17 protein-coding genes are annotated in these 22,260 nt (G+C 63.0%); 8 read left to right on the top strand and 9 right to left on the bottom strand.

Annotated elements, in window-relative coordinates; translation table 11 throughout:
* Nucleotides 1-40 precede the first annotated feature (40 nt).
* From OKW20_RS02865 to OKW20_RS02850, 4 genes are all read left to right on the top strand, one after another.
* The gene (locus OKW20_RS02865; RefSeq protein ID WP_429171129.1) at nt 41-1,981 is read left to right on the top strand and encodes a DUF2207 domain-containing protein; all 1,941 of its coding nucleotides are present in this window, start codon (nt 41-43) and stop codon (nt 1,979-1,981) included.
* Nucleotides 1,982-2,093: 112 nt separating this feature from the next.
* A complete protein-coding gene (glyS, locus tag OKW20_RS02860; protein ID WP_429170080.1) occupies nt 2,094-4,259 on the top strand; it encodes a glycine--tRNA ligase subunit beta in 2,166 nt (721 codons plus the stop codon).
* A 110-nt stretch (nt 4,260-4,369) separates the two neighbouring features.
* A complete protein-coding gene (locus OKW20_RS02855) occupies nt 4,370-4,750 on the top strand; it encodes a cupin domain-containing protein (protein ID WP_429170078.1) in 381 nt (126 codons plus the stop codon).
* A 64-nt stretch (nt 4,751-4,814) separates the two neighbouring features.
* The gene (locus OKW20_RS02850; RefSeq protein ID WP_429170076.1) at nt 4,815-5,318 is read left to right on the top strand and encodes a DUF523 domain-containing protein; all 504 of its coding nucleotides are present in this window, start codon (nt 4,815-4,817) and stop codon (nt 5,316-5,318) included.
* 115 nt (nt 5,319-5,433) lie between these two features.
* On the opposite strand, the gene OKW20_RS02845 is transcribed toward OKW20_RS02850, so the two are convergent.
* From OKW20_RS02845 to OKW20_RS02825, 5 genes are all read right to left on the bottom strand, one after another.
* Entirely contained in the window at nt 5,434-5,958 is a 525-nt protein-coding gene (locus tag OKW20_RS02845) for a plant virulence effector HPE1-like domain-containing protein (RefSeq protein WP_429170073.1), read from the bottom strand.
* A 105-nt stretch (nt 5,959-6,063) separates the two neighbouring features.
* Nucleotides 6,064-7,335, bottom strand: a complete 1,272-nt coding sequence (purD, locus tag OKW20_RS02840; RefSeq protein ID WP_429170068.1) for a phosphoribosylamine--glycine ligase — start codon at nt 7,333-7,335, stop codon at nt 6,064-6,066.
* Nucleotides 7,336-7,441: 106 nt separating this feature from the next.
* A complete protein-coding gene (locus tag OKW20_RS02835) occupies nt 7,442-9,811 on the bottom strand; it encodes a putative bifunctional diguanylate cyclase/phosphodiesterase (protein WP_429170066.1) in 2,370 nt (789 codons plus the stop codon).
* Nucleotides 9,808-10,848 carry a polyamine ABC transporter substrate-binding protein gene (locus OKW20_RS02830; protein ID WP_429170064.1) on the bottom strand — a complete coding sequence of 347 codons (1,041 nt, stop codon included), beginning with the start codon at nt 10,846-10,848 and terminating at the stop codon, nt 9,808-9,810. Before OKW20_RS02830 ends, OKW20_RS02835 begins: the two co-directional genes overlap by 4 nt.
* Before the next feature lie 173 nt (nt 10,849-11,021).
* Nucleotides 11,022-12,218 (bottom strand): MFS transporter, encoded by a 1,197-nt coding sequence (locus tag OKW20_RS02825; RefSeq protein ID WP_043625948.1) that lies wholly within the window; start codon nt 12,216-12,218, stop codon nt 11,022-11,024.
* Between the two features lie 110 nt (nt 12,219-12,328).
* Here OKW20_RS02825 and OKW20_RS02820 point away from each other — a divergent pair, with 110 nt between their 5' ends.
* From OKW20_RS02820 to ubiA, 3 genes are all read left to right on the top strand, one after another.
* Nucleotides 12,329-13,144 (top strand): AraC family transcriptional regulator, encoded by an 816-nt coding sequence (locus tag OKW20_RS02820; protein ID WP_192447617.1) that lies wholly within the window; start codon nt 12,329-12,331, stop codon nt 13,142-13,144.
* Nucleotides 13,145-13,313: 169 nt separating this feature from the next.
* Complete coding sequence (locus OKW20_RS02815) at nt 13,314-14,120, top strand: MipA/OmpV family protein (RefSeq protein ID WP_429170060.1); 807 nt, start codon at nt 13,314-13,316, stop codon at nt 14,118-14,120.
* 74 nt (nt 14,121-14,194) lie between these two features.
* The gene (gene ubiA, locus OKW20_RS02810; protein ID WP_429112666.1) at nt 14,195-15,154 is read left to right on the top strand and encodes a 4-hydroxybenzoate octaprenyltransferase; all 960 of its coding nucleotides are present in this window, start codon (nt 14,195-14,197) and stop codon (nt 15,152-15,154) included.
* Between the two features lie 402 nt (nt 15,155-15,556).
* On the opposite strand, the gene OKW20_RS02805 is transcribed toward ubiA, so the two are convergent.
* Complete coding sequence (locus OKW20_RS02805; RefSeq protein ID WP_034801118.1) at nt 15,557-16,123, bottom strand: DUF6101 family protein; 567 nt, start codon at nt 16,121-16,123, stop codon at nt 15,557-15,559.
* A gap of 344 nt (nt 16,124-16,467) precedes the next feature.
* Between OKW20_RS02805 and OKW20_RS02800 the strand changes: the two genes are divergently transcribed.
* The gene (locus OKW20_RS02800) at nt 16,468-18,942 is read left to right on the top strand and encodes a DUF1217 domain-containing protein (RefSeq protein WP_043625939.1); all 2,475 of its coding nucleotides are present in this window, start codon (nt 16,468-16,470) and stop codon (nt 18,940-18,942) included.
* A gap of 70 nt (nt 18,943-19,012) precedes the next feature.
* Here the strand turns inward: OKW20_RS02800 and OKW20_RS02795 are convergent, their stop codons facing one another.
* The 3 genes from OKW20_RS02795 to OKW20_RS02785 all read right to left on the bottom strand — a co-directional run bounded on the left by OKW20_RS02795 (nt 19,013) and on the right by OKW20_RS02785 (nt 22,240).
* Nucleotides 19,013-20,446 (bottom strand): FAD-binding oxidoreductase, encoded by a 1,434-nt coding sequence (locus tag OKW20_RS02795; protein WP_429170057.1) that lies wholly within the window; start codon nt 20,444-20,446, stop codon nt 19,013-19,015.
* 142 nt (nt 20,447-20,588) lie between these two features.
* Nucleotides 20,589-21,563 (bottom strand): L-threonylcarbamoyladenylate synthase, encoded by a 975-nt coding sequence (locus OKW20_RS02790; protein ID WP_429170056.1) that lies wholly within the window; start codon nt 21,561-21,563, stop codon nt 20,589-20,591.
* A 77-nt stretch (nt 21,564-21,640) separates the two neighbouring features.
* Nucleotides 21,641-22,240 carry a DUF6656 family protein gene (locus tag OKW20_RS02785; protein WP_043625931.1) on the bottom strand — a complete coding sequence of 200 codons (600 nt, stop codon included), beginning with the start codon at nt 22,238-22,240 and terminating at the stop codon, nt 21,641-21,643.
* Between the last annotated feature and the right edge of the window lie 20 nt (nt 22,241-22,260).

The raw sequence follows: 22,260 nt of genomic DNA, 5'->3' as shown, positions 1-22,260 counted from the left end.
CTCGTGCCTTGAACCTCAACCGGAAGAAAGCTTGATCCTTATGCCTCGTTTCGCTGCCGCATTTGCCGTTCTGGTGTTTTTGCTGGCAACGGCGGGGGGTGGTCGGGCGGAGGAGGTCTTCTCCGCCTATCGCTCCGTCATCGATGTCGCCAAGGACGGCACGATGACGGTGACCGAGACGATCACCGCGACGGTCGAGGGCAACAAGATCCGTCGCGGCATCTATCGCGATATGCCTTTGACTTTCACGGACGCCAAGGGCAAGCGCAGCAAGGTCGATTTCAAGCTGCTCTCGGTGGAGCGTGACGGTGAGGAGGAGCCTTACCGCACCGAGACGATCAGTGGCGGCATCCGCATCTATACTGGTTCGGCTGAGGTTTTTCTGGAGCGGGGCGAGCATACCTTCCAGTTCACCTACGAAACCGGCCGGCAGATCCGCTTCTTCGACGATCATGACGAACTCTATTGGAACGTGACCGGCACCGAGTGGGATTTCCCGATCGACGAGGCGAGCGCGACCGTGACGTTGCCGCAGGGTGTCAGGGCCGAAGCGCTCGACTACTTCACGGGCGGCTATGGCGCGACCGGCAAGGATGCGCGCGCTTCCAGGGACGGCAGTGAGATCTTCTTTGCCACCACCCGCCGTCTCGATCCCCGCGAAGGCTTGACGATCGCGATCAAGATGCCGAAGGGCAGCATCGACAGGCCCACTTCCAGCCAGGAAAATGCCTGGTGGCTGCACGACCATCTGGCGCTCGTCATCGCCGGCGCAGGACTGGCCGTCGTCCTTCTCTACTATAGCCAGGCCTGGCTCAGGGTCGGGCGTGACCCGGACCGCGGCGTCATGGTGCCGCGCTGGGATCCGCCGGAGGGCATCTCGCCGGCTCTGGTCAACTATATCGACAACAGGGGCTTTTCCGGCGAAGGCTGGACGGCGCTGTCGGCGGCCGCACTCAATCTCGCGGTCAAGGGACACGTCGTTCTCGAAGACCTGAAGAACGCCATCGTCATTGCCGCCACCGGCAAGAAAGCCGACGAAAAACTGCCGACCGGCGAGGCGGCGGTGATGAAGGCGGTCAATGCGAGCGGCGGCAAGCTCACCATCGACCGCGCGCATGGCACCCGGGTGCAGGCGACCGGCGCCGATTTCCGCAACGCCATGGAGCGCGAGCATCGCGGCAAGTACTACCACGCCAACAGCGGTTACATCGTCGCCGGCGTCATCCTGTCGGTATTGGCGGTTGCGGCGGTCTTCCTGTTCGGCGACCTCAGCGAGGACAGCCTGCCGCTGGTGATCGTGCCGGTTTTCATCGCCTTCTTCGTCTCGATCCTCGCCGTCTCCTTCGGCAAGTCGCTTCGTCGCGAAAGGAGCCTGATGAGCCGGATCATGTCGATCGTTGTGGTCGCCTTCATCGGTTTCGTCGCCTTCACCATCTTCTCGACCATTCTCGCAGCCGTCTTCTATTCGGCAGCCGAAACCGACGAACTGCCGCTGCTCTTTGTCATTGGCGCGATCGTGCTCATCAACGTGCTGTTTTTCTTCCTGATGGGGGCGCCGACGCCGCTTGGAACGCGGATGATGGATGGCATCGACGGGCTTAGGCAGTACATGACGCTCGCCGAGAAGGACCGCATGAACATGCAGGGGGCGCCCGAAATGTCGCCCCGGCATTTCGAGACGCTGCTCCCTTACGCCGTGGCGCTCGGCGTCGAGAAGCCGTGGACCGAGACCTTCGATCGCTGGCTGCTGGCCGCGGCGGCTGGGGCGGCCGCGGCCGCCGCTTATCAGCCGGGCTGGTATCACGGTGACGGCTTCGGCTCGAGCACCTTCGGCGATCGCATCGGCGGTTTTGCCGGATCCATGGCCGACACGATGACGTCCTCCCTGCCGCCCCCACCCAAATCGTCGTCGTCGGGCTTTTCTTCCGGCGGCGGCTTCTCGGGTGGCGGCGGTGGTGGCGGTGGCGGTGGCGGCTGGTAAATCCGCCTCGCACTTGCCCTTCGAAAACCAAATTCATCGCGGCGCTTGGTGACAATCTTGCCAGAGATTGCTAAGTCCGCCGCAACCGTCAGGAACAGAAAAAGTCACTCCCATGCCCGATCTTCTTATCGAACTCCGCTCCGAGGAAATTCCTGCCCGCCTGCAGCGCAAGGCGGCCGGCGACCTCAAGAAGCTGCTGACCGATGCCCTGGTCGAAGCGGGTCTGACCTATGAGGGGGCGCGCGAGTACTGGACGCCGCGACGGCTGACGCTCGACATCCGCGGCCTCAACGCCCGCTCGGCCGATGTTCGCGAAGAGCGCAAGGGCCCGCGCACCGACGCCAACGAGAAGGCGATCGAAGGCTTCCTGCGTGGCGCCGGCCTTTCCTCGATCAGCGAGGCGCATGTCCATAGCGACCCGAAGAAGGGCGACTTCTACGTCGCCCACATCGTCAAGCCTGGCCGTCCTGCCGAAGAGATCATCGCCGCGGCGATGCCCGAAATCATCCGCAATTTCCCCTGGCCGAAGCCGATGCGCTCCGGCGTGGCGTCGGCCAAGCCCGGTGCCTTGCGCTGGGTTCGCCCGCTGCAGTCGATCGTCTGCACCTTCGGTTCTGAAACCGACGAGACCCAAGTGATCGCGTTTGAAGTCGACGGCATCGTCGCCTCGAACGTCACCTATGGTCACCGCTTCCATGCACCGGAAGCGATCACCGTTCGCCGCTTTGCCGACTATGCAGAGAAGCTGGAAAAGGCGAAGGTCGTTCTCGATGGCGAGCGCCGCAAAGAAATGATCCTTGCCGACGCGCGCAACGTCGCCTTCGCCAACGGCCTCGAACTCGTCGAAGACGAAGGCCTGCTCGAAGAAGTCTCCGGCCTCGTCGAATGGCCGCAGGTGCTGATGGGCAGCTTCGAAGAAGCCTATCTCGAAATCCCCTCAGAAATCATCCGGCTGACGATCAAGACCAACCAGAAGTGCTTCGTTACCCGCGCACCGGGTGCAGACACGCTCTCCAACAAGTTCATCCTGGTCTCGAACATCGAGGCGAAGGACGGCGGCAAGGAGATCGTGCACGGCAACGGCAAGGTCGTGCGCGCCCGCCTGTCGGACGCAGCGCACTTCTGGCACCGCGACCAGGGCAACCTGCCGGACCTCGAAACGCTGGAAGCATCGGCGAAGACATTCAATCTTGATCTCGCCAAGCCGCTCGACCAGCGTATGGCCAAGCTCGATGCCCTGAACGTCACCTTCCATGCCAAGCTCGGCACCCAGGGCGAGCGTGTCGCCCGCATTCGGGCGCTGGCCGGTGAGCTCGCCAAGGTGACCGGTGCCGACGCCAAGCTCGTCGACCGCGCGGTCGTGCTCGCCAAGGCGGACCTGCGCACCGAAGCCGTCGGCGAATTCCCCGAGCTTCAGGGCATCATGGGCCGCAAGTATGCATTGCTTCAGGGTGAAGACGACGCGGTGGCCACGGCGATCGAAGATCACTGGAAGCCGAACGGTCCCTCGGACCGTGCGCCGACCGATCCGGTTGCAGTGACCGTGGCACTTGCCGACAAGCTCGACACGCTCGTCGGCTTCTGGGCGATCGACGAAAAGCCGACCGGCTCGAAGGATCCCTTCGCGCTGCGCCGCGCCGCACTCGGCGTCATCCGTCTTATCCTGGAAGGCAAGGCGCGCCTGGCGCTGTTGCCCGCTTTTGAAACGGCGCTCGTCGCCCTTCGCGCACAGAAGCCGGCGCTTGCGGACGACGTTTCGGCCGATCTGCTTTCCTTCTTCCATGACCGCCTCAAGGTCTACCTGCGCGACCTCGGCGCCCGTCACGACCTGATCGACGCCGTACTGACGCCGGATGCCGACGACCTGCTGATGATCGCCCGTCGTGTGGAGGCGCTGACCGCCTTCATCACCGACGAGGAAGGCCGCAACCTCTTGGCCGGCACCAAGCGCGCCACCCAGATCCTGGCCGCCGAAGAGAAGAAGGGCACGGCTGTCGCCGACGCCGTCGACGCCGGCCTCTTCCGTCTCGACGCCGAAAAGGCGCTGCACCAGGCCGTCGAAATTGCTTCGGCTGAAGCACGCGATGCGATCGCCAAGGAAGATTTCCGTTCGGCCATGGAAGCGCTGGCCAAGCTGCGCGAACCGGTCGACCAGTTCTTCAACGACGTCCTCGTCAATGACGACGATGCGGCAATCCGCGCCAACCGCCTGGCGCTGCTCGGCCTGATCCGCTCGGCCACCGGTACGGTCGCGGACTTCTCGAAGATCGTCGGATAAGGCGGAATCGCCGCCGGGAGACCGGCGGCATCACGCCGCGCACAAACGTTCAAGCGGTTCGCTGCCCGGCGACCTATATCCTGTCTCCATCACACAGATGGAGACAGCCGATGACGATCGCGACGAAGACTTACAAGCCGATCAATTTCGCCGAAAAACTCTCGCTCTTCAGCGATCAGTGGCAGCCGCGGGTCCTTGCCGAACTCAACGACTACCAATTCAAGATCGTGCGCATCGAGGGCGACTTCATCTGGCACGATCATCAAGATACCGACGAGGCCTTCATCGTGCTCGAGGGCACGTTGCGCATCGATTTCCACGATGGGGCTGTGACGCTCGGTCCGGGCGAAATGTACGTCGTGCCGAAGGGCGTCGAGCACAAGCCTTATGCGGAGCAAGAGGTGAAGATGCTGCTGATCGAGCCGCGCGGCACGCTCAACACCGGCCACGAGGGTGGAGAGCGCACTGCGGAGAACGACCGCTGGATCTGATCCCTTGTCCCAGGGCACCACGATCGCACTTGCTGATCGGCATGGCGCCGGAGTAGAGAAAAGCATGCCCGCAAAGATCCTCGTCAGCGCCTGCCTCATGGGCCATGCCGTTCGTTATGATGGCCAGTCGAAGCCGCTTGTTCATCCGGCGATCGACCGCTGGCGCGCCGAAGGCCGTCTCGTGACTATCTGTCCGGAAATGTCGGCCGGCATGCCGGTGCCGCGCCCGCCGGCCGAGATCGCCGCCGGCGCCGTCGGCAAGGATGTACTTGCCGGCAAGGCGAGGGTGGTGGAGATCAGCGGTGGCGATGTCACCCAGGGATTCATACAGGCGGCTGAGAACGCGCTTTCGCTTGCCAGGCAAGCCGACTGTCGCTTCGCGCTCTTGATCGATGGCAGCCCGTCCTGTGGGTCGGGTTTCGTTTACGACGGCAGCTTTTCCGGCGTGCGCCATCCGGGTGAGGGCGTAACGGCCGCCTTGCTGCTTGCCAACGGCGTCGAAGTCTATTCGGACAGGCAGATCGAAGCGCTGGTCGCGCGGATCGAAGAATTGGAAAGCTCGCAATAAGATTGCGCCCCCGCTTCTCTCAGGGGCGCAATCTCTCGCTTTTGCAGCGATACGCCCGTCAGCCATTTAGTGCAGGGGACGGCTGAGCGGGGCAGGGAACTTTCCCGATAGGCGATCAGTCTAGCCGAAGTTCGAGGGTGGACGGATCAAAATCCTGTGAGCCGTCCTTGGCCGCAGGCGCGGCCACCATGGACGCACTGATCGGGGTCACCGCGGCGGTCTTTGCGGTCTGATCGATGGCAAGAAACTCCGGCTTGGAAACCTGCGGGTTCTGGTCGTTCGAGATGTTCGAGACTGTCACGGTTGCAGCGTCGCCGCCGGTTTCGGCTGCGGCCGTCTTGATCATCTCGTGAGACGGCTTGCGGACGAAGACCACCGGCGAACCGCCGAGCCAGGCCTCGGTGCGCACCATCTTCATCTCGCCGTTGATTTTCTTGAGCTCGATCGTTTCGTCGCCATTAGCAATCGTCGGCACGACATAGGTGACCTTCTTCCGCGATTGCAGCGGCGGGCAATCGGCGCAGGAAACCGTGGAGACGCTGGCATTGTCGGTCGTGCCGGAAGCGATCGCTTCGATCGACGACGCCGCGGCGTTGCCTGCGGCAAGGCCAAGGACGGTGGTGATCAGCAACAGGCGCATTGTTTTTCTCCCGGATCGTTATCGGGGAGAATATGCGTGCTCCCTTACTTTCCCGTCAGGAGAATTGGTAAAAATAGAATGATCCGCGAATTGACCGGCTTCCGGTCACGCCTTCTCGCGTGCGACCGCGCGCCAGCCGATATCGTGCCGGTAGAAACCGTTCTCCCAGGAGACGGCCGAAAGCGCCGCATAGGCCCTGTCCTTGGCGGTGCCGGCGCTTGCCCCCATCGCCGTGATGTTCAGCACGCGGCCACCGGTTGCGACCAGCACGCCGTCCTTCATCGCTGTACCGGCATGGAACACCTTGGTGGTGTCGGATGCCGCGGGAAGGGCGTCGATCGGCGTGTTTTTCGCATAGCTGCCCGGATAGCCCTTGGAGGCCATCACGACGGTCAGCGCCGTCTCGTCGCGCCACTCCACAGCCATGCCGGCGAGCGTGCCGGTCGCGGCGGCATAGAGAAGCGGTAGAAGATCGCTCTTCATCCGCATCATCAGCACCTGGCACTCGGGGTCGCCGAAACGGACGTTGTATTCGATGAGTTCCGGACCCTTGGCGGTGATCATCAGCCCGGCGAAGAACACGCCGGAGAAGGGATGGCCGCTTTCCGCCATGCCGCGCATCGTCGGCTCGATGACTTCCTTCATCGTACGCTCGATCATCTCCGACGTCATGACCGGGGCCGGCGAGTAGGCACCCATGCCACCGGTGTTCGGCCCGGTATCGCCGTCACCGACGCGCTTGTGGTCCTGCGCTGACGCCAGCGCCAGGGCCGTCTTGCCGTCCGAGAGGCAGAAGAAGCTCGCTTCTTCGCCGTCGAGATAGGCTTCCACCACCACCTCCGCGCCGGCGGCGCCAAAGGCACCGGCGAAACAATCGTCGACGGCGGCGAGCGCCTCGTCGAGCGTCATGGCGACAGTGACACCCTTGCCGGCGGCGAGGCCATCGGCCTTGATGACGATCGGTGCACCTTGTTCGCGCACATAGGCCTTGGCGCTCTCGGCATCGGTGAAGCGGCCATAGGCGCCGGTCGGAATGTCGTAGCGGGCGCAGAGATCCTTGGTGAAGCCCTTGGAGCCTTCGAGCTGGGCGGCGGCGGCAGAGGGGCCAAAGACGGCGATGCCGGCAGCGCGCAGCACGTCGGCAAGACCGGCGACCAGCGGTCCCTCAGGCCCGACCACGACGAAATCGATCGCTTCCTTCAGGCAGAAGTCGGCGACGGCCGCATGGTCGTCCGTGTCGAGTGCTATGATTTCCGCTTCTTCGGCAATGCCTGGGTTACCCGGCGCGGCATAGAGCTTCGTCAGTTTCGGCGACTGCGCGATCTTCCATGCAAGGGCGTGTTCGCGCCCACCCGATCCGATCAGAAGAACCTTCATTGCAGCCCCCGATATCCCGAAAATGTTGCGCTGCGGTTAGGACGGCAGGCCGGCAAGGTCAAGGGAAAATGGGAGTCCGGGTGGCGATTCTCGCAATCGCCACCTCTCAGGCGATGGCCTGGCGGCTCTGTTGCTCGTCCAGCGCTTCGTCATGCGCATAACGGGCGGTGCGTGTCAGCGCCCAGATCGCCAGATCCTCGATCGGCAGCGGCTTGCTGATGAGGTAGCCCTGGAACAGGTCGCAGCCGGCCGCCGTCAGCATGGAGAGCTTCTCCGGCGTGTCGATGCCTTCGCCGACGACCGCGACGTCCTTGGCGTGGCAGAGCGCGATCAGCGCCTTCAGAACCGGCAGGGAATGCGACGCGGTGAGGTTCGACACCAGCGCCCGGTCGAGCTTGATGGTATCGGCGGTGTATTCGATGATCTGCTGCACGGACGTGTAGCCGGCGCCGAAATCGTCGATCGAAAGCCGGAAGCCGTTCTGGCGCAGCGCGTCGATGTTGCGGCGAAGCTGGTCGCTGAACTTGACGGCGAAGGTTTCGGTCAGCTCGATCTCGATCGAGCGCGCCTCCAGCCCATGCCGTTGCAGGCAGTCGGCGAAATGGTCGGCAATCGCCTTGGAGTGCAGTTCGGCCGAGGAAATGTTGATGGCGAGCACGGTTTCGGGGCCGAACAGGGCCTTCAGCTGGCCGCAGTCGGACATCGCCTTGTTGATCACCCACCAGTCGATCTTGGTGAAGAGCCCCGAGCTTTCGGCGATCGGCACGAATTCGTCCGGGGTGACGTTGCCGAGCACCGGCGAATACCAGCGCAGCAGCGCCTCGCAGCCGGTGACCCGGCCCTCGGTATCGACCATCGGCATGTAGACAAGGTGGAACTGTTCGTCCGGATCGAGGGAGCGCAGTTCATCCTGGATCTGGCGCAGGCGCGTGCGCTTGTCGTGAAGCGCGCGCGAATAGCGGGCGGAGCGATTCTTGCCGCTCGTCTTGGCCTGATACATCGCCGCATCGGCATTCGCGATCAGCTCGGTGAGGTTGGTGGCGTCATCCGGGCAGATCGCGGCACCGATGCTTGCGGTCACCGGATAGCGCTTGTCGGAGACTTCGAAGCCGTCCTCGAACAGCGAGAGGATGGCGCCCGAGATTTCCCGGACCGTCCCGTCGCCCGGGCGCGAACGCACCAGCACGGCGAATTCGTCGCCCGAAAGGCGCGCGAGGATGGCCGGCTTCTGGCCGCGGCGCTCGGTAATCGCGTCGACCCGCTCGGCGATGCGGGTCGCCAAGGTCTTCAGGAGTTCGTCGCCGATCTCGTGGCCATGCTTGTCGTTGACGAATTTGAAGTTGTCGATGTCGATGAACAGCAGGCTGCACTTCTCGCCGGCCGCGATCGCCTCGCGCACGACACCGGCAGCGAGCGCATTGAAGTGGCCGCGGTTGCTGATCCCCGTCAGCGTATCGGTCCACGAGCTGCGCTGCACCAGCTTCAGCGATTGCACCGACTGGCGGTGCAATTCGCGGATATTTTCGGTGAGGCGCCCGATCTCGCCTTTTTCTTCCATGTCGCGGATTTCGTCGCGCGCGCCCACCATCACGGCCATCACATTGGCGTCGAGGGTGGCGATCGGATCGGTGATGAAGCGGCGGATCAGCATGATGATCAGCCAGATCGAGAACAGGCTCATGGCGACGGCGCCGAGCGCCAGCAGGAATTTCTGCCGCGCCATCAGCGCGTCGAAATGCTCGCTCGAAACGGTGAGCGTCGCATAGAGCGAGGGCCCGAGATGCACGCTTGCCGAAAGGTCGTCGGTCACGGCCAACGGCCAGGGCTGCAGAACGATGTCGGAGCCATACTCTTTCTTCAGCGCCTGCTGCATGTCGAGGAAGCGGTCGGGCTGGATCGCGACCTGGACGAGCAGGGCGTTCGATTTCTTGCTCGGCAACGGCCGGGTAAAGGCAATCGGGTCGAGGAAGAAGGAATAGACGATACGCGGTCTCTGGCCCGCTTCGTAGAGATAAGTCCAGTCGGCGAGCTTGTCTTCGCGGATCAGCCGGCGGGCGAGGTTCAGCTGCGCCTCGTCGATCTCGGCGAACGGATCCCAGCTGTTTTCGAAGTAGTATTCGGACTTGAGCTCGGAACTGAGAAGTGCCAGCGAAACATAGCCCGTCGGATCGTCGAGCAGCGATTTGACGCTCTCCTGCAGCCGCACGCCAAGCGCATTGGCGCGGTAACTCGCATCTGTTTCGGAAACGTACTGGCGCAGCGAATTGCCGTTCAAGAGCGCATTGAGAAAGCCCTTGCTGCGGCCGATCTCGTTCTGGAAGACGGCGGCCGCATGTTCAAGGCGCTGCGACAGCTTGGCATGCTCGAGCGCGCGAATGGAGCGGCTCTGCGTGACGTGGACCGAGATCGCCGCCAGCAGATAGCCGGCAAGCACCACGGGAAAAATCAGGATGAGCGCGCGTTTGCCGAGGTTCACTGGAAATTCGCCAATGTGCTGATGATCCGTCGGCGCAGTTGCACCGATTCTGTGGACAGTTCCTGTTGATACTGGCTCTTGGCCAGAATGTCGGGCGAGGGGTAGATCGCCGGGTCGGAGCGGACCTCTTCCGGCAGGAGTGCGTGGGCCGCCCGGCTTGCCGTCGGCATGTTGAGTGCCAGCGCATTGGCGGCGGCACTCCCCGGCGATCCGAGATAGTCGAGCAGCGCCAGCGCCCGATCCTTGTTTTGCGAATTGGCAACGACGGACATGCAGTCGAGCCAGGAGAGCGTGCCCTCCTTCGGAACCGCATAACGCCATACGCCAGGGGTGCCGGCCTTGGCATTGAGGACATGCTGGTCGCCGCTGTAGCCGAGCGCCATGTAGATGTCCTTGCTGACGGCAGGGTTCTGGATCGCGCTGATGATGTATTCGTAGGTGAGCACTGAAGGGGCCTGTTCCTTCATCAGCGTGAAGGCGGCCCTCAGCGTGCTGCTGTCGTTGGTGTTGATCGATTGGCCGAGCAGCATCAACGGCGCGACGAAGGCCTCGTTGTGGTCGTCGTACATCGCCACATGCTTGGAAAGCGCAGGGGCGGGGCGCATCAGATCCTGCCAGGAGGTCGGTGCTTCGGATAACACGTCGGAGCGGTAGAGAATGCCCATCGTGCCCCAGAGATAGGGCAGGCCCCGGCCGGAGCAGCGCGTGCGCCAGCTTTCGTCATAGTCCCTGAGCGAGGCGACGTTGGTCTCGTCGATTTTTTCGAGAACGCCCTTGCGACCGAAGAGGGCCGCGCTGTTTTCGCCGGTTACCACCAGGTCGACGCGGCTGTTCGGATCGGCCAGCACCTCGTCGCGGGTATCGCCGCTGTCGTAATAGACCTGGTGCACCGCAACGCCCGTGATCGACGACCAGCGGTCGAGGATCTTCTGGTCGATATAGGATTCCCAGATGAGCAGGTTCAGGGTCTCGGCCGGTGCCGCCGTTGCGAATAGCAACGTCGCCAGTAAGGCCGGAATCGCCGTTCGCCCCTGCATTGTATACCCCTGCCCAAGCCCGTCAGACGACCGTAGCGCGCAAAAATTTATGAATGATTACGTAGGGCTGCGACGAGTAGCAGGGGTGCAGCATACCGTTTGCCGCGCAGACGGAAACCGGGCGCCGCATGGCGGCGCCCGGTTGGATTTCCTGAGTTTATCTGACCGAGCGGCTACCGCGCCGGGATCCTCGGCAGGAGGATGGTGAGCACACCGAGCAGCGGCAGATAGGAGCAGATCGTATAGACGAACTCGATGCCCTGTCGGTCGGCGAAGATACCAAGCACGGCAGCGCCCATGCCGCCAAAGCCGAAGGCGAACCCGAAGAAGACGCCGGCAATCAGCCCGACCCGGCCCGGAACCAGTTCCTGGGCGAAGACGACGATCGCCGAGAAGGCCGAGGAGAAGATCAGGCCGATGATGACGGAGAGCACGCAGGTCCAGAAGAGGTTCGCATAGGGCAGAATCAAGGCGAAGGGGATGACGCCGAGGATCGAGAACCAGATGACGAAGCGGGCGCCGTAGCGGTCGCCGATCGGGCCGCCGAGGAAGGTCCCGGCCGCGGCCGCACCCAGGAACAGGAACAGCATCAGCTGCGCCTGCTGCACCTCGACGCCGAACTTCTCGATGACGAAGAAGGTGAAGTAGCTGGAGATGCTCGCCATGTAGACGTTCTTGGTGGCCGTCAAAAGCACGAGCACGGCAACCGCCCACATCACCCGGCCCTTCGGCAGAGGCAGGGCCCGGCTCGGTGCTGCGCGGCTCATGGTCGTGCGGCGATGGCGGACATACCACGTGCTAACCCAGGAGAGCACGAAGAAGCCGATGATCGCGACGATCGAGAACCAGCTGAGGCTGCCCTGGCCGAACGGGATGACGATAAAGGCGGCGAGCAGCGGACCCATGGCGCTGCCGGCATTGCCGCCCACCTGGAACAGCGATTGAGCAAGGCCGTGGCGGCCGCCGGAGGCAAGGCGGGCGATGCGGGAGGATTCCGGATGGAAGATCGCCGAGCCGACGCCGATCAGGCTCGCTGCGACCAGCAGAACCCAGAAGTCATGCGCATTGGCGAGCAGGATCAGGCCGCTGCAGGTCGAGAGCATGGCGAGCGGCAGGGAATAGGGCAGGGCCCAGCGGTCGGTGATGATGCCGACGGCCGGCTGCAGCATCGACGCCGTCAGCTGGAAGGTGAAGGTCAGGAGGCCGATCTGCACGAAGTCGAGCGAGTAGTTCGCCTTCAGCAGCGGATAAAGCGCGGTCAGCAGCGACTGCATGATGTCGTTCAGCATATGGCAGAAGCTGACGGCGAGGATGACGGAGAAAGCCGTCTTCTCCGGGGAGATCCCGGAAGTTGAAGTCACGGTAGACATGGGTGATTCCTTGCCGTCTCGAAGGTTGTGTGCGGCGTGGCCCCATCTCTACTGAGGTTGCGATTGGCCTGCTTTTGTGATCTGGTCGATTTCTTTCGTGAGTGGGCCAAATGGCGATCCGTCGATATCCGCTTCCGCAGCTTCCCGATGACGATCACTTCCGGAACCTCGACTGGGTCGAGACCGGAAACGCACCGGTGCTCGCCCTCGGGCGGGATTACAATGCCGGCCTCCTCGTGCCTTTTCACAAACACACCCGGACCCAGCTCTGGTGGGCGCGCGGCGGCGTCGTGCTGATGCGCACCGAGCGCGGGCGGTGGATGGTGCCACCCGGCCACGCCCTTTTGATCCCGGCGGGCATGGAGCATTCGGCCGAGATGATCAGCGACGTGCGCATGCACTCGATCTACTTTGCCCCGGACCTTTTGCGCGCCGAGCGGCCGATGGTCATGGAAATCAATCCTTTGGCCGGCAGCCTCGTCGATGCCCTCGTCAGCGTCGAGAACGAGGCGATGTCGGAGCGGCGCGAACAATTGGTGACCGATCTGCTTCTGGAGGAAATCGGCCGCCTGCAGGAGCGCCCGCTCGGCCTGCCGTTCCCGCGCGACGAAAGGCTTGCGGCGCTCTGCCGCCAGTTTCTGCAGGCGCCATCGGCGGCTGCCAGCATCGACCAGTGGGCCGACAGGCTGGGTCTCAGTCGCCGCTCGTTCACGCGGCTGTTTCGCAACGAGACGGGCGTCAGCTTCGTCACCTGGCGCCAGCAGGCCTGCATCTTCGCCTCGCTGCCGCTTTTGGCCGACGGCGAACCGATCATCAACGTGGCGCTCGATGCCGGCTATGAGAACGTCGCAGCCTTTACGACGATGTTCCGCCGCATGCTCGGCAGCCCTCCGAGCGTCTATCTGAAGACCTATCTCGGCCAGTGATTGCGGGCAGATAAGCGCTCATGGGAAACGAAAGCTGAATTGACCTGGTTAACGGAATCGTAGGAACAAGGGCCAATAACTCGCCCTGTGCCGTTCCTGCCCACTCCCTCCTTCGGCCCGACGGCACGGCCAATTTCGCCCCGGCGAATGTATCTTCCGGAGTTGTTTCTTGCGTATCCGTTCTCTTGTTTTCCTTTCTGGAACCCTTTTGCTCTCGGCAAATGCCGCCTCCGCCGGCGATGGCCAACATTTCTGGTCCGGCGACTGGTACCTGAAGGTCGGCGCCACCGGCTTCTACGGTCCGAAATACGAAGGCGCTTCCAAGCGCATGTTCCAGGCGGCCCCGCTGATCTCGCTCGGCAAGGCCGGCAGCACGGTCCGCTTCTCCTCGCGCAACGACAACATGTCCTATGCGCTGGTCGATCAGGGCAGCTTCCGCGCCGGTCTCGTCGGCAAGCTGATTTTCGAACGCGATGCCGGCACGTCCAGCGATCTCAAGGGACTTGATCCGATCAAGTTCGGCGGTGAAGCCGGCGGCTTTGCCGAGGTCTACCCGACCGATTGGCTGCGTGTGCGCGCCGAAGTTCGCCAGGGCATTCGCAGTCACCATGGCGTCGTCGCCGATGTCGCGGCCGACGCCTTTACCGATGTCAGCAGCAATGTCCGCATTTCCGGCGGCCCGCGCCTGTCGGCGGCCACCAGCGGCTACTATACGGCCTATTACGGTGTGAATGATCGCGAGGCGGCGGCCTCCGGTCTCAGCAACTATACCCCGCATGGCGGCGTCGGCTCGGCCGGCATCGGTGCCGCGATCACCTGGCAGGCAACCGAAAAGCTCGAGACGAGCGCCTATGCCGAATACAAGCGCCTGCTCGGACCGGCAGCCGATTCCAGCCTCGTACGCGAACGCGGCAGCCGCAACCAGGTTCTCGTCGGCCTGTCGGCAACCTACCGCTTCGATTTCACACTTCCCTGATCGGGCGTTTTGCTCCCTTGGTCGGCGGCGATCTCGCCGCTTGACCGGTCGGGCCTGCGGCGTCAAACAGGGATATGAACACAATCTCTGCCGATTCCGGCCGCGTTCAGGACGCGCCATCCAACAACTGGGTCTATCGCGTGCTGCCGCGTGCGCTCTGGCCCTATGCGCAGCTTGCTCGTTGGGACCGTCCGATCGGCTGGCAGTTGCTGCTGTTGCCGTGCCTGTGGTCCGTGGCCCTGGCGTCGGGCGCGGCGGCCAGCGCCGGTCAATTCTCCTCCGGCCGCTTCCTGTTCCATTGCTTCCTGTTCACCGTCGGCGCCATCGCCATGCGTGGCGCCGGCTGCACCTACAACGACATCGTCGATCACGACATCGACATGGAAGTTGCCCGCACCCGCTCGCGGCCCTTGCCGTCGGGTCGTGTTTCGCGCCTTCAGGCCAAGGTGTTCATGGTGCTGCAGGCGCTCGTCGGCCTTGTGGTGCTGTTGCAGTTCAACACCTTCTCGATCGTGCTCGGCATCCTGTCGCTGGCGATCGTCGCGATCTACCCATTCGCAAAGCGGTTTACCGACTGGCCGCAGTTCTTCCTGGGGCTGGCGTTCTCGTGGGGAGCGCTGATGGGCTGGGCGGCCGAGTTCGGCACGCTCTCCTTGGCCGCCGTTCTGCTTTACGGCGCGGCGATCGCCTGGACGATCGGTTACGACACGATCTACGCTTACCAGGACAAGGAGGACGACGAGCTGATCGGCGTGCGCTCGACGGCGCGGCGCTTCGGTGAAAACCCGCGCCCCTGGCTGATCGGCCTTTACGGCATCGCGACGCTGCTTGTCCTTCTGTCCTTCGTCGCAGCCGGCGCCGGTGCGGTCGCCTATGTCGGTCTCCTGATCGCAGCGGCGATGCTGACCTATCAGATCCTCGTCCTGAACATTCACGATCCTGCACAGTGCCTGGCGCTGTTCAAGTTCAACGGCATCGTCGGCCTGATCATCTTCGCCGGGCTGGTGCTGGCGCTTCTCCTGCGCCTGATATGAAAAATCCTCCGTTGCGGCGGAGAATCGTCTTCATTGCCCCATGGTTGGCCCGCCCGTTGCGGGCCTGCAAAAATCTCAGGCCCAGCTGATATCGCGGGCGGCCTTGCGCTTGCGTGCCTCGTGACGCGCACGGAAGCTGGACAGGACGGCGGCAACGATTGAGGCGATGTGCTTGCGCATCGGGTTTCTCCTTCTTTCGTGGTCTTGGCTATGAAGCCCATATGGCACGAAGAAGGCGATACGACTGTTTCCGGGGGAACATCCGGTAAATCGTCGGGGGAGGCGGCAACGCCGTCAGGGCACGCGTGCCCGCAGGAAATATCCCGACAGATCTGACCGCACCAAACGCGACAGCCGGCCGCAGGGAACGGCCGGCTGTCGCGCTGGAGGTAGGCTCTGCAATTAGCTGCGGGCGATGATCTCGCGCCCGTCGATCTTCATGTGTACGCCAAGCGTGCCGGTGGAACGGCGCACGAGGAAGCGTGGGCGGCGCTCGGCGAAGAAGGAGTGGCGGCGGCGCGGCTTGACGGGCGCGGTGCGTACGTCGCCAAGGTGCTCTTCGAGCGGCCTTGCCACGCCATCCGCTTCGACCATCAGCATCGGAATGCGGTAAGCTTCTGCCCAGGCGCGCCAGTCGGCCGCGATGTCGGACAGGTCGTGTGCGACGAGCAGCGGGACACAGAGGTCCGGGTCGTCGTGATGAAGTTCCAGCGTCACTGTAACGTCTCCGTCGCCGTGATCGATCGCGCGAGCCGCGACCCCCTTGAATGCGCGCGCCGGCAGTGCGATCGAAAGCGGCAGGCCGCTCGATGGTAGCACCTTGCGCAGAACTGCGCCACGCTCGTCCAGGCTGATCGTGACATTACCGGTGTGACCGCGCAAAGCGTAGCTCGCCTGCTGTGGAAAGCGCTGCGGATCAAGACGGAGCGTGTTTTCGACCCATGCGGGTTGAGAGAGTGTGTTGCGCATTTCAATCGCCCTTGTTTTTCCTTGAGAGCCGGTTTCCGGTCTTCTCGTCGGGACTTTTTCGTCCTCTATGTGCAGGAGAATAGGCGGCGCCCTTTCCGAACGACTTAAAATTCGCGGTTAAGAAAACTTTGCGTTTTTCGATGGTTAGCAAAAGCCGACCGGTCAGGGTTTCCGTTTCGTCAACAGTGCGGCTGCATTCGTTCCGATCAGGCGCACCTGCGCTGTCGCTCGAACGGCCGGGAAAAGCCACACGCAAGCCAGCTCTGCAATCATGACGCGTCAGAATTCTGTTTCGGGGCTCGGGTCCGGCCTGTCCCCATGGGTAACCGACGAGGCGCCAGGGCATGGTATCGACCTATCTCGACTACAGTCGCATCACGCGGGACATGAGGAGCAGCCTCAACCGCATTGCCCAGCAGCCGCAGATCGCGCGTGAAGCCGAATATTATAAAGAGAACATCGGCAGTGTGAAAACTGTCGAGGAGTTTCTGGACGACTATCGACTCTACTCATACGCGATGAAAGCGCATGGCCTGGAGGACATGACCTATGCCAAGGCCTTCATGCGCAAGGTCCTGGAAAGCGACCTTTCGGACGAAAACAGCTTTGCCAACCGTCTCACCGATGAACGCTACCGCAACTTCGCGCAGGCCTTCAGCTTCAGCTCGTCGAAACCGGTGGCTCAAACCAACGCACAGCAGGATGCGCTGATCGGTCTCTACAACGAGCGCATCGCCAGTCTCGACACGGTCATGCGGGGCGAGATGGCCTATTTTGGCGCGGCCATGGACCTCGTTACCGATGTCGATCAATTCCTCGGCAACGAAAGGCTGCGCTCGTTTGCGTTTACGGTTTTCGACCTGGACCCGAAGACATTCAACTACACGGAAGTTCGCGACGGGCTGACCACCAGTTCTGCGGACCTGGGCAACGCCAGGTTCGCCGCAGCGACGAGACGGGATGAAGCGCTCAAGCTGTATACGGATCTCGACACGCGGATCAAGACTCTCGGTGCGATCGACAAGCTGACCGCCGAACTGGCGGAGGCGCCCGCTGCCGACAAGCCGGCGATTCAGGCGAAGATCGACGAACAGAACGCCATCGTCGCCGATCTCGATGCCAAGCTGCCGCCACGCGACCAGGCGCCGGCGCTGATGACGTCGCTCGGACAGGAATTGAACACGCTGAACGGACGCATCCGCAATCTCGACACCTATATCGCCATGAAGAATTTCTTCAACTTCAACCCCGACGGCAGCGTGCCGGCTGGCGGGAAGGCGATCAGCGACGCAAAGAAGACGGAACTCAACAATATCTACGTCTTCAAGAAACCTGGGGAGACGCCATTGGGGGGCGAGCGCCTGACGGGCGCCGGGGCGCTGCTCAACAAGGAATACTACGAACAGAAGATCGCCGGCATCACCACCATCGCCGAGCTGACAAGCGAAACCCGGCTGTTCAATTACATCGTCACGGCCTTCGGTCTCAAGGCATCGACGACGATGCCGTCGACGATCGAAAACATCCTCACCAGCGACATCAATGACCCGAACAGCTACGTCAACACACAGGGCGGCGAGTACAATGCCGCCTTCAAGGAACTGCACAAGGCCTTCAACTTCCAGCCCGACGGCACGCTGCAGCCGGGCAAGACGGCCCAAGACGCCGATCAGTTGAAGAAGACGTCCGACAGCTACATGGTGCGCTACAACGACAAGGGCGATGCCGAAGACGAAGCCGTGGTCAGGAGGTTCAAGCTCTTGGTCAACTCGATGGAATCGGTCGACAAGTTGCTTGCCGACAAGGGCGTGCTGACGTTCACGCTGCGCGCCTTCGGGCTCGAAGAAGAGGGGCTGAGCACGCGTGAGCTGAAGCGCATCCTGACCAGCGATCTCAACGATCCCAGGAGCTATGCCAACACGCTGCGTGACGAGCGCTACGTCAAGCTCGTGAAGGCGTTCAATTTCAATCCGGACGGAACACTCGGCGCGCCGAAACTCGCGCAGAGCGACAACGACATCATGAGCACGGCGCGGGACTACATCATCGCCAAGTCCCGCTTCGGGACCGAAGACGAGAAGAAGGTCGCCAAGCAAAAGGCCCAGGACGAAGCCAAATACTACACCGCCGAGATCGCGAAGATCGAAACGCTGGATGACTTCCTGAAGAACCGGCGACTGGTCGATCTGGTCCTTGTCGGCTCCGGTATCGATCCCGAGACGGTCAAGAGCGATTATCTCAGGGAGATGTTCACGTCGGATCTCGAAGATCCGAAGAGTTTCATCAACACCGACCCGAACGGGCTGAAATACCGCGAGATCGTCTCGTCCTTCAACTTCGACAAGGACGGCAAGATCGTCAGGGGCGAGGCAGGCCAGATCCAGACCCGTCGAGGTCTCATCACCACGGTCGATCTCTTCCTCAACCAGTCCCTCGAAGAACGGGAAGGCGCGGACAACGGCGGCATTCGTCTTGCGCTCTACTTCAAGCGCAAGGCCCCGGAGATCAATACGGCATACGACATCCTGGCCGACCGCGCCCTCTTCGAGGTGATCAAGACCGCCTACAGCATGCCGGAGGGCTTGCAGAACGCCAAGATCGAAGCCCAGGCGGCCTATATCGAGCGCACGATCAACCTCAAGGAATTGCAGGAGCCCGGGAAGATCGACAAGCTGCTGCAGCGCTTCACTGCACTCTATGACGTCGAAAACAACCAGGACGTTTCGCCTGGTCTCGCGATCCTGACCGGCGGCGGGGGCGGCAGCGTCAGTGCCGAAACGCTGATGACGCTCTCGCAGCTACGCGCGGGCGGCCGCTGACGCCAGCCGCCTGATGGCCGAGCTTGAGCGCGGCGGCTGCTTCGCAGCCCGCCGCGCAGACGGGCCGTCGTCATCTATCAGCGCGCAACACCTTGTCGGGGTTCATGATACCAGCGGGATCGAATGCGTGCTTGATGCGTTGCATCAGCTCGATTTCGATCGGCGCCCGGACCTCGGCGAGTTCGTCACGCTTCAGCTGGCCGATGCCGTGTTCGGCAGAGATCGAGCCGTTATACCCAAGCACGATGCCGTGGACGATGGCGTTGATTTCGCGCCAGCGGTCGAGGAAGGCCTGCTTGTCGGCACCGACAGGCTGCGAAATGTTGTAGTGGATGTTGCCGTCGCCCATGTGGCCGAAGGAGCAGATGCGCGCGCCGGGGATGGCTTTCATGACGGCCGCATCCGCCTCCTTCATGAAGGCCGGAATGCTGGAGACGGGCACGGAGACATCGTGCTTGATCGAGCCGCCCTCGGGCTTCTGCGCCGGCGACATGCTCTCGCGCATGTGCCACAGCGCCTTGGCCTGTGTCTCGTTGGCGGCGATCACGGCATTTTCGACGAGGCCGGCCGCATATCCCTGTTCCAGAAGATCCTGCACCATCCGTTCCGCGCTTTCGGCGCTATCGGATGTTGAGATATCGATCAGCGCGTACCAGGGATGGATCGTGTCCATCGGGTCACGAACGCCGGGGATATGCTTGGCGGTGAATTCGACGCCGAGCCGCGGCATCAGCTCGAAACCGGTCAAAGCCGGCCCGCAAAGGCTGGACGCTTTTTCGAACAAAGCGAGCGCATGCTCGACGCTGCCGACCCCGGCAAAGGCGACCTGATGCCCGAGCGGCTTCGGAAAGAGCTTGAGCACGGCGCCGGTGATCACGCCGAGCGTACCTTCGGCACCGATGAAGAGATCGCGCAGGTCGTAGCCGGTATTGTCCTTCTTCAACCGGCGCAGCCCGTCCCAGATTTCGCCGGTCGGCAGCACCACCTCGAGGCCGAGGCAGAGCTGGCGCATGTTGCCATAGGCAAGCACGGCGGTGCCGCCGGCATTGGTGGAGAGGTTGCCGCCGATGCGGGCCGAACCTTCCGAGCCGAGCGACAGCGGGAACAGGCGATTGTGCTCGTCCGCCGCTTTCTGGATGTCGGCAAGAATACAGCCGGCATCGGCGACGATAACATTGCCGACCGGATCGATGTCGCGAATGCGGTTCAGCCGTTCCAGCGAAAGAACGATGTCCGCCTTGCCCTCCCGCGGGATCTGCCCGGCGACGTGGCCGGTGTTGCCGCCCTGCGGCACGATCGCCGTGCGGGTGGCGCTCGCAAGCTTCATGATGCGCGAGACCTCGTCGACGGAGCCCGGACGCAGCACCATCGGCGTCGTGCCACGGTAAAGTCCGCGCGATTCGACGAGATAACGCGCCTTGTCCGGTTCGGCCGTCAGCACGTTGGCGCTGCCGACGATGTCGGCGAAGGAGGCGATGAGTTCGGGAGAGGGAAGGGTGGTCATGGGCCTCACTTCGTGTTGCGCCTGTGCGCTATCGGATCGGTCGATCTGAGGATGTGATCCTCGGTTCCTGGTCGGCGGCGATCATAAGCGCAATGGGTGCCGTTCGGTGAGGGCGGGTGCGCGGAAAATGCCGCACGCCATCTTACCCTCGTGGTGCGGCTGCCCGCTGCAACCGATCGATGATGGCTTCCCCCAGCCCGTCCGAAGGGATCGGCCCGAAGGCGATGGTCTCTGCGCCGCTGGCATCCGCCCGCTTCATGTAGTCGAAGAGATTGGCGGCGGCTTCGCGCAGATTGCCGGTCGGGCTGAGGTCGAGAACGACGGCCGCTCGTTCCTCGCCGGCGATCCGATTGCCGCCGAAACGGATCAAGGCTTCGCCGGCATGCACCTCGGCGGCATCGAGCCGGACGGCAGCGCCGGGCGCATAGTGCGAGGCGAGCATGCCCGGCGCCTCGATCGTCGCTCCTGCCGTCTCCGGCCGGATCACCGGACGGTCGAGCAGGCGTTCGATCTCGGCGGCATCGAGGCCACCCGGCCGAAGCAGCCGGATCTCGTCGCCATCGACCTTGATGATTGTCGACTCAAGGCCGATTTGGGCCTGGCCGGCGTCGAGGATCAGCTTGAGCCTTTCACCGAGATCGGCCTCCACATGGGCCGCACTGGTCGGGCTGATCTTGCCCGAGGTATTGGCGCTGGGCGCAGCCAGCGGGCGTCCGAAGCGGGCAATCACCCGGCGCGAGAAGCCGTCCGGCATGCGGATGCCGAGCGTGTCGAGGCCGGCGGACGCCAGCGCATGAACCGTGCTGTCGGCGCGCTGCCGAAGGATCAGCGTCAGCGGGCCGGGCCAGAAGGCGTCGGCCAGCTGCCGGGAAACCGGATCGAAGTGCACATGGGCTTCGGCCATCGCCATGTCGGAGACATGCGAGATCAGCGGATTGAAGCGCGGGCGCCCCTTCATCTCGTAGATGCGGCTGATCGCATCAGGATTGGTGGCGTCGGCGGCAAGGCCGTAGACGGTCTCGGTCGGTATGGCGACCGGTTCGCCTTCGGCAAGAACGGCGCAGGCGCGCGCGATCGCGCGGTCCGGTTCCCTTTCCGTATCGATGATCTCAGCCATGCCGTTTCCTTTCCGACGCTTCCTTAACGGACGCACCGGAAAAACAGAACGATTTTCTTTGAAGCAACCGGTTCGGCTCAGAGGCTGCGGATGATGCGGCGCAACGCGTCGTCCTTGGCACCGAGCATCAGCACGTTTTTCAGCGCGACCTTGGGATCGTCGGTGCGAAACAGCAGACCGTTGTCACGAAAATTGCGGTTGATGACCATTTGGCCGGCTTCCGCGCCCGGTTCGATGGCGACGGCGAAATACATGCGCGAATAGCCGGGCTGGATGCCTTCGAAAAAATGCGTCTCATGGCCGAGGTCGCAGTAGAAGTTGGCGAAGTAGAAGGACCAGGTGATGTCCTTGGAGGGCGTGACCGGCGTGCGCGCCGCCGTCACGTGACAGTAGCCGAGATGCGGCCGGCCGACGAGCGTGCGGTGGAAGATCATCTTCGGGAACTGGATCGAGGTGTGAAAGCCGTTGATCCGCTTATGGGTCGTGTCGCCGGCGGTGTTGAGCTTCTTGCCCGTCCTGTCCGCAACTTCCTCATAGCTCAGGTAGCGCCGTTCGCTCGGCACCCATTGCCTGCGATTGATCCGGCCCGTGCGCAGGAATTCGGTATGAACCGCCGTCTTCGGCGGGATTGTCGGCGGCGCCTCGGCTGCCGCGTCGTAGTATCTCAACTTTGCCATGATCGTCAGCGCGCCATCTG

This window comes from Ensifer sp. LBL, assembly GCF_050435225.1.
GTDB lineage: Bacteria > Pseudomonadota > Alphaproteobacteria > Rhizobiales > Rhizobiaceae > Ensifer.
The sequence above is the reverse complement of the archived record's forward strand: the minus strand, read 5'-3'. Positions and strand labels throughout refer to the sequence as shown.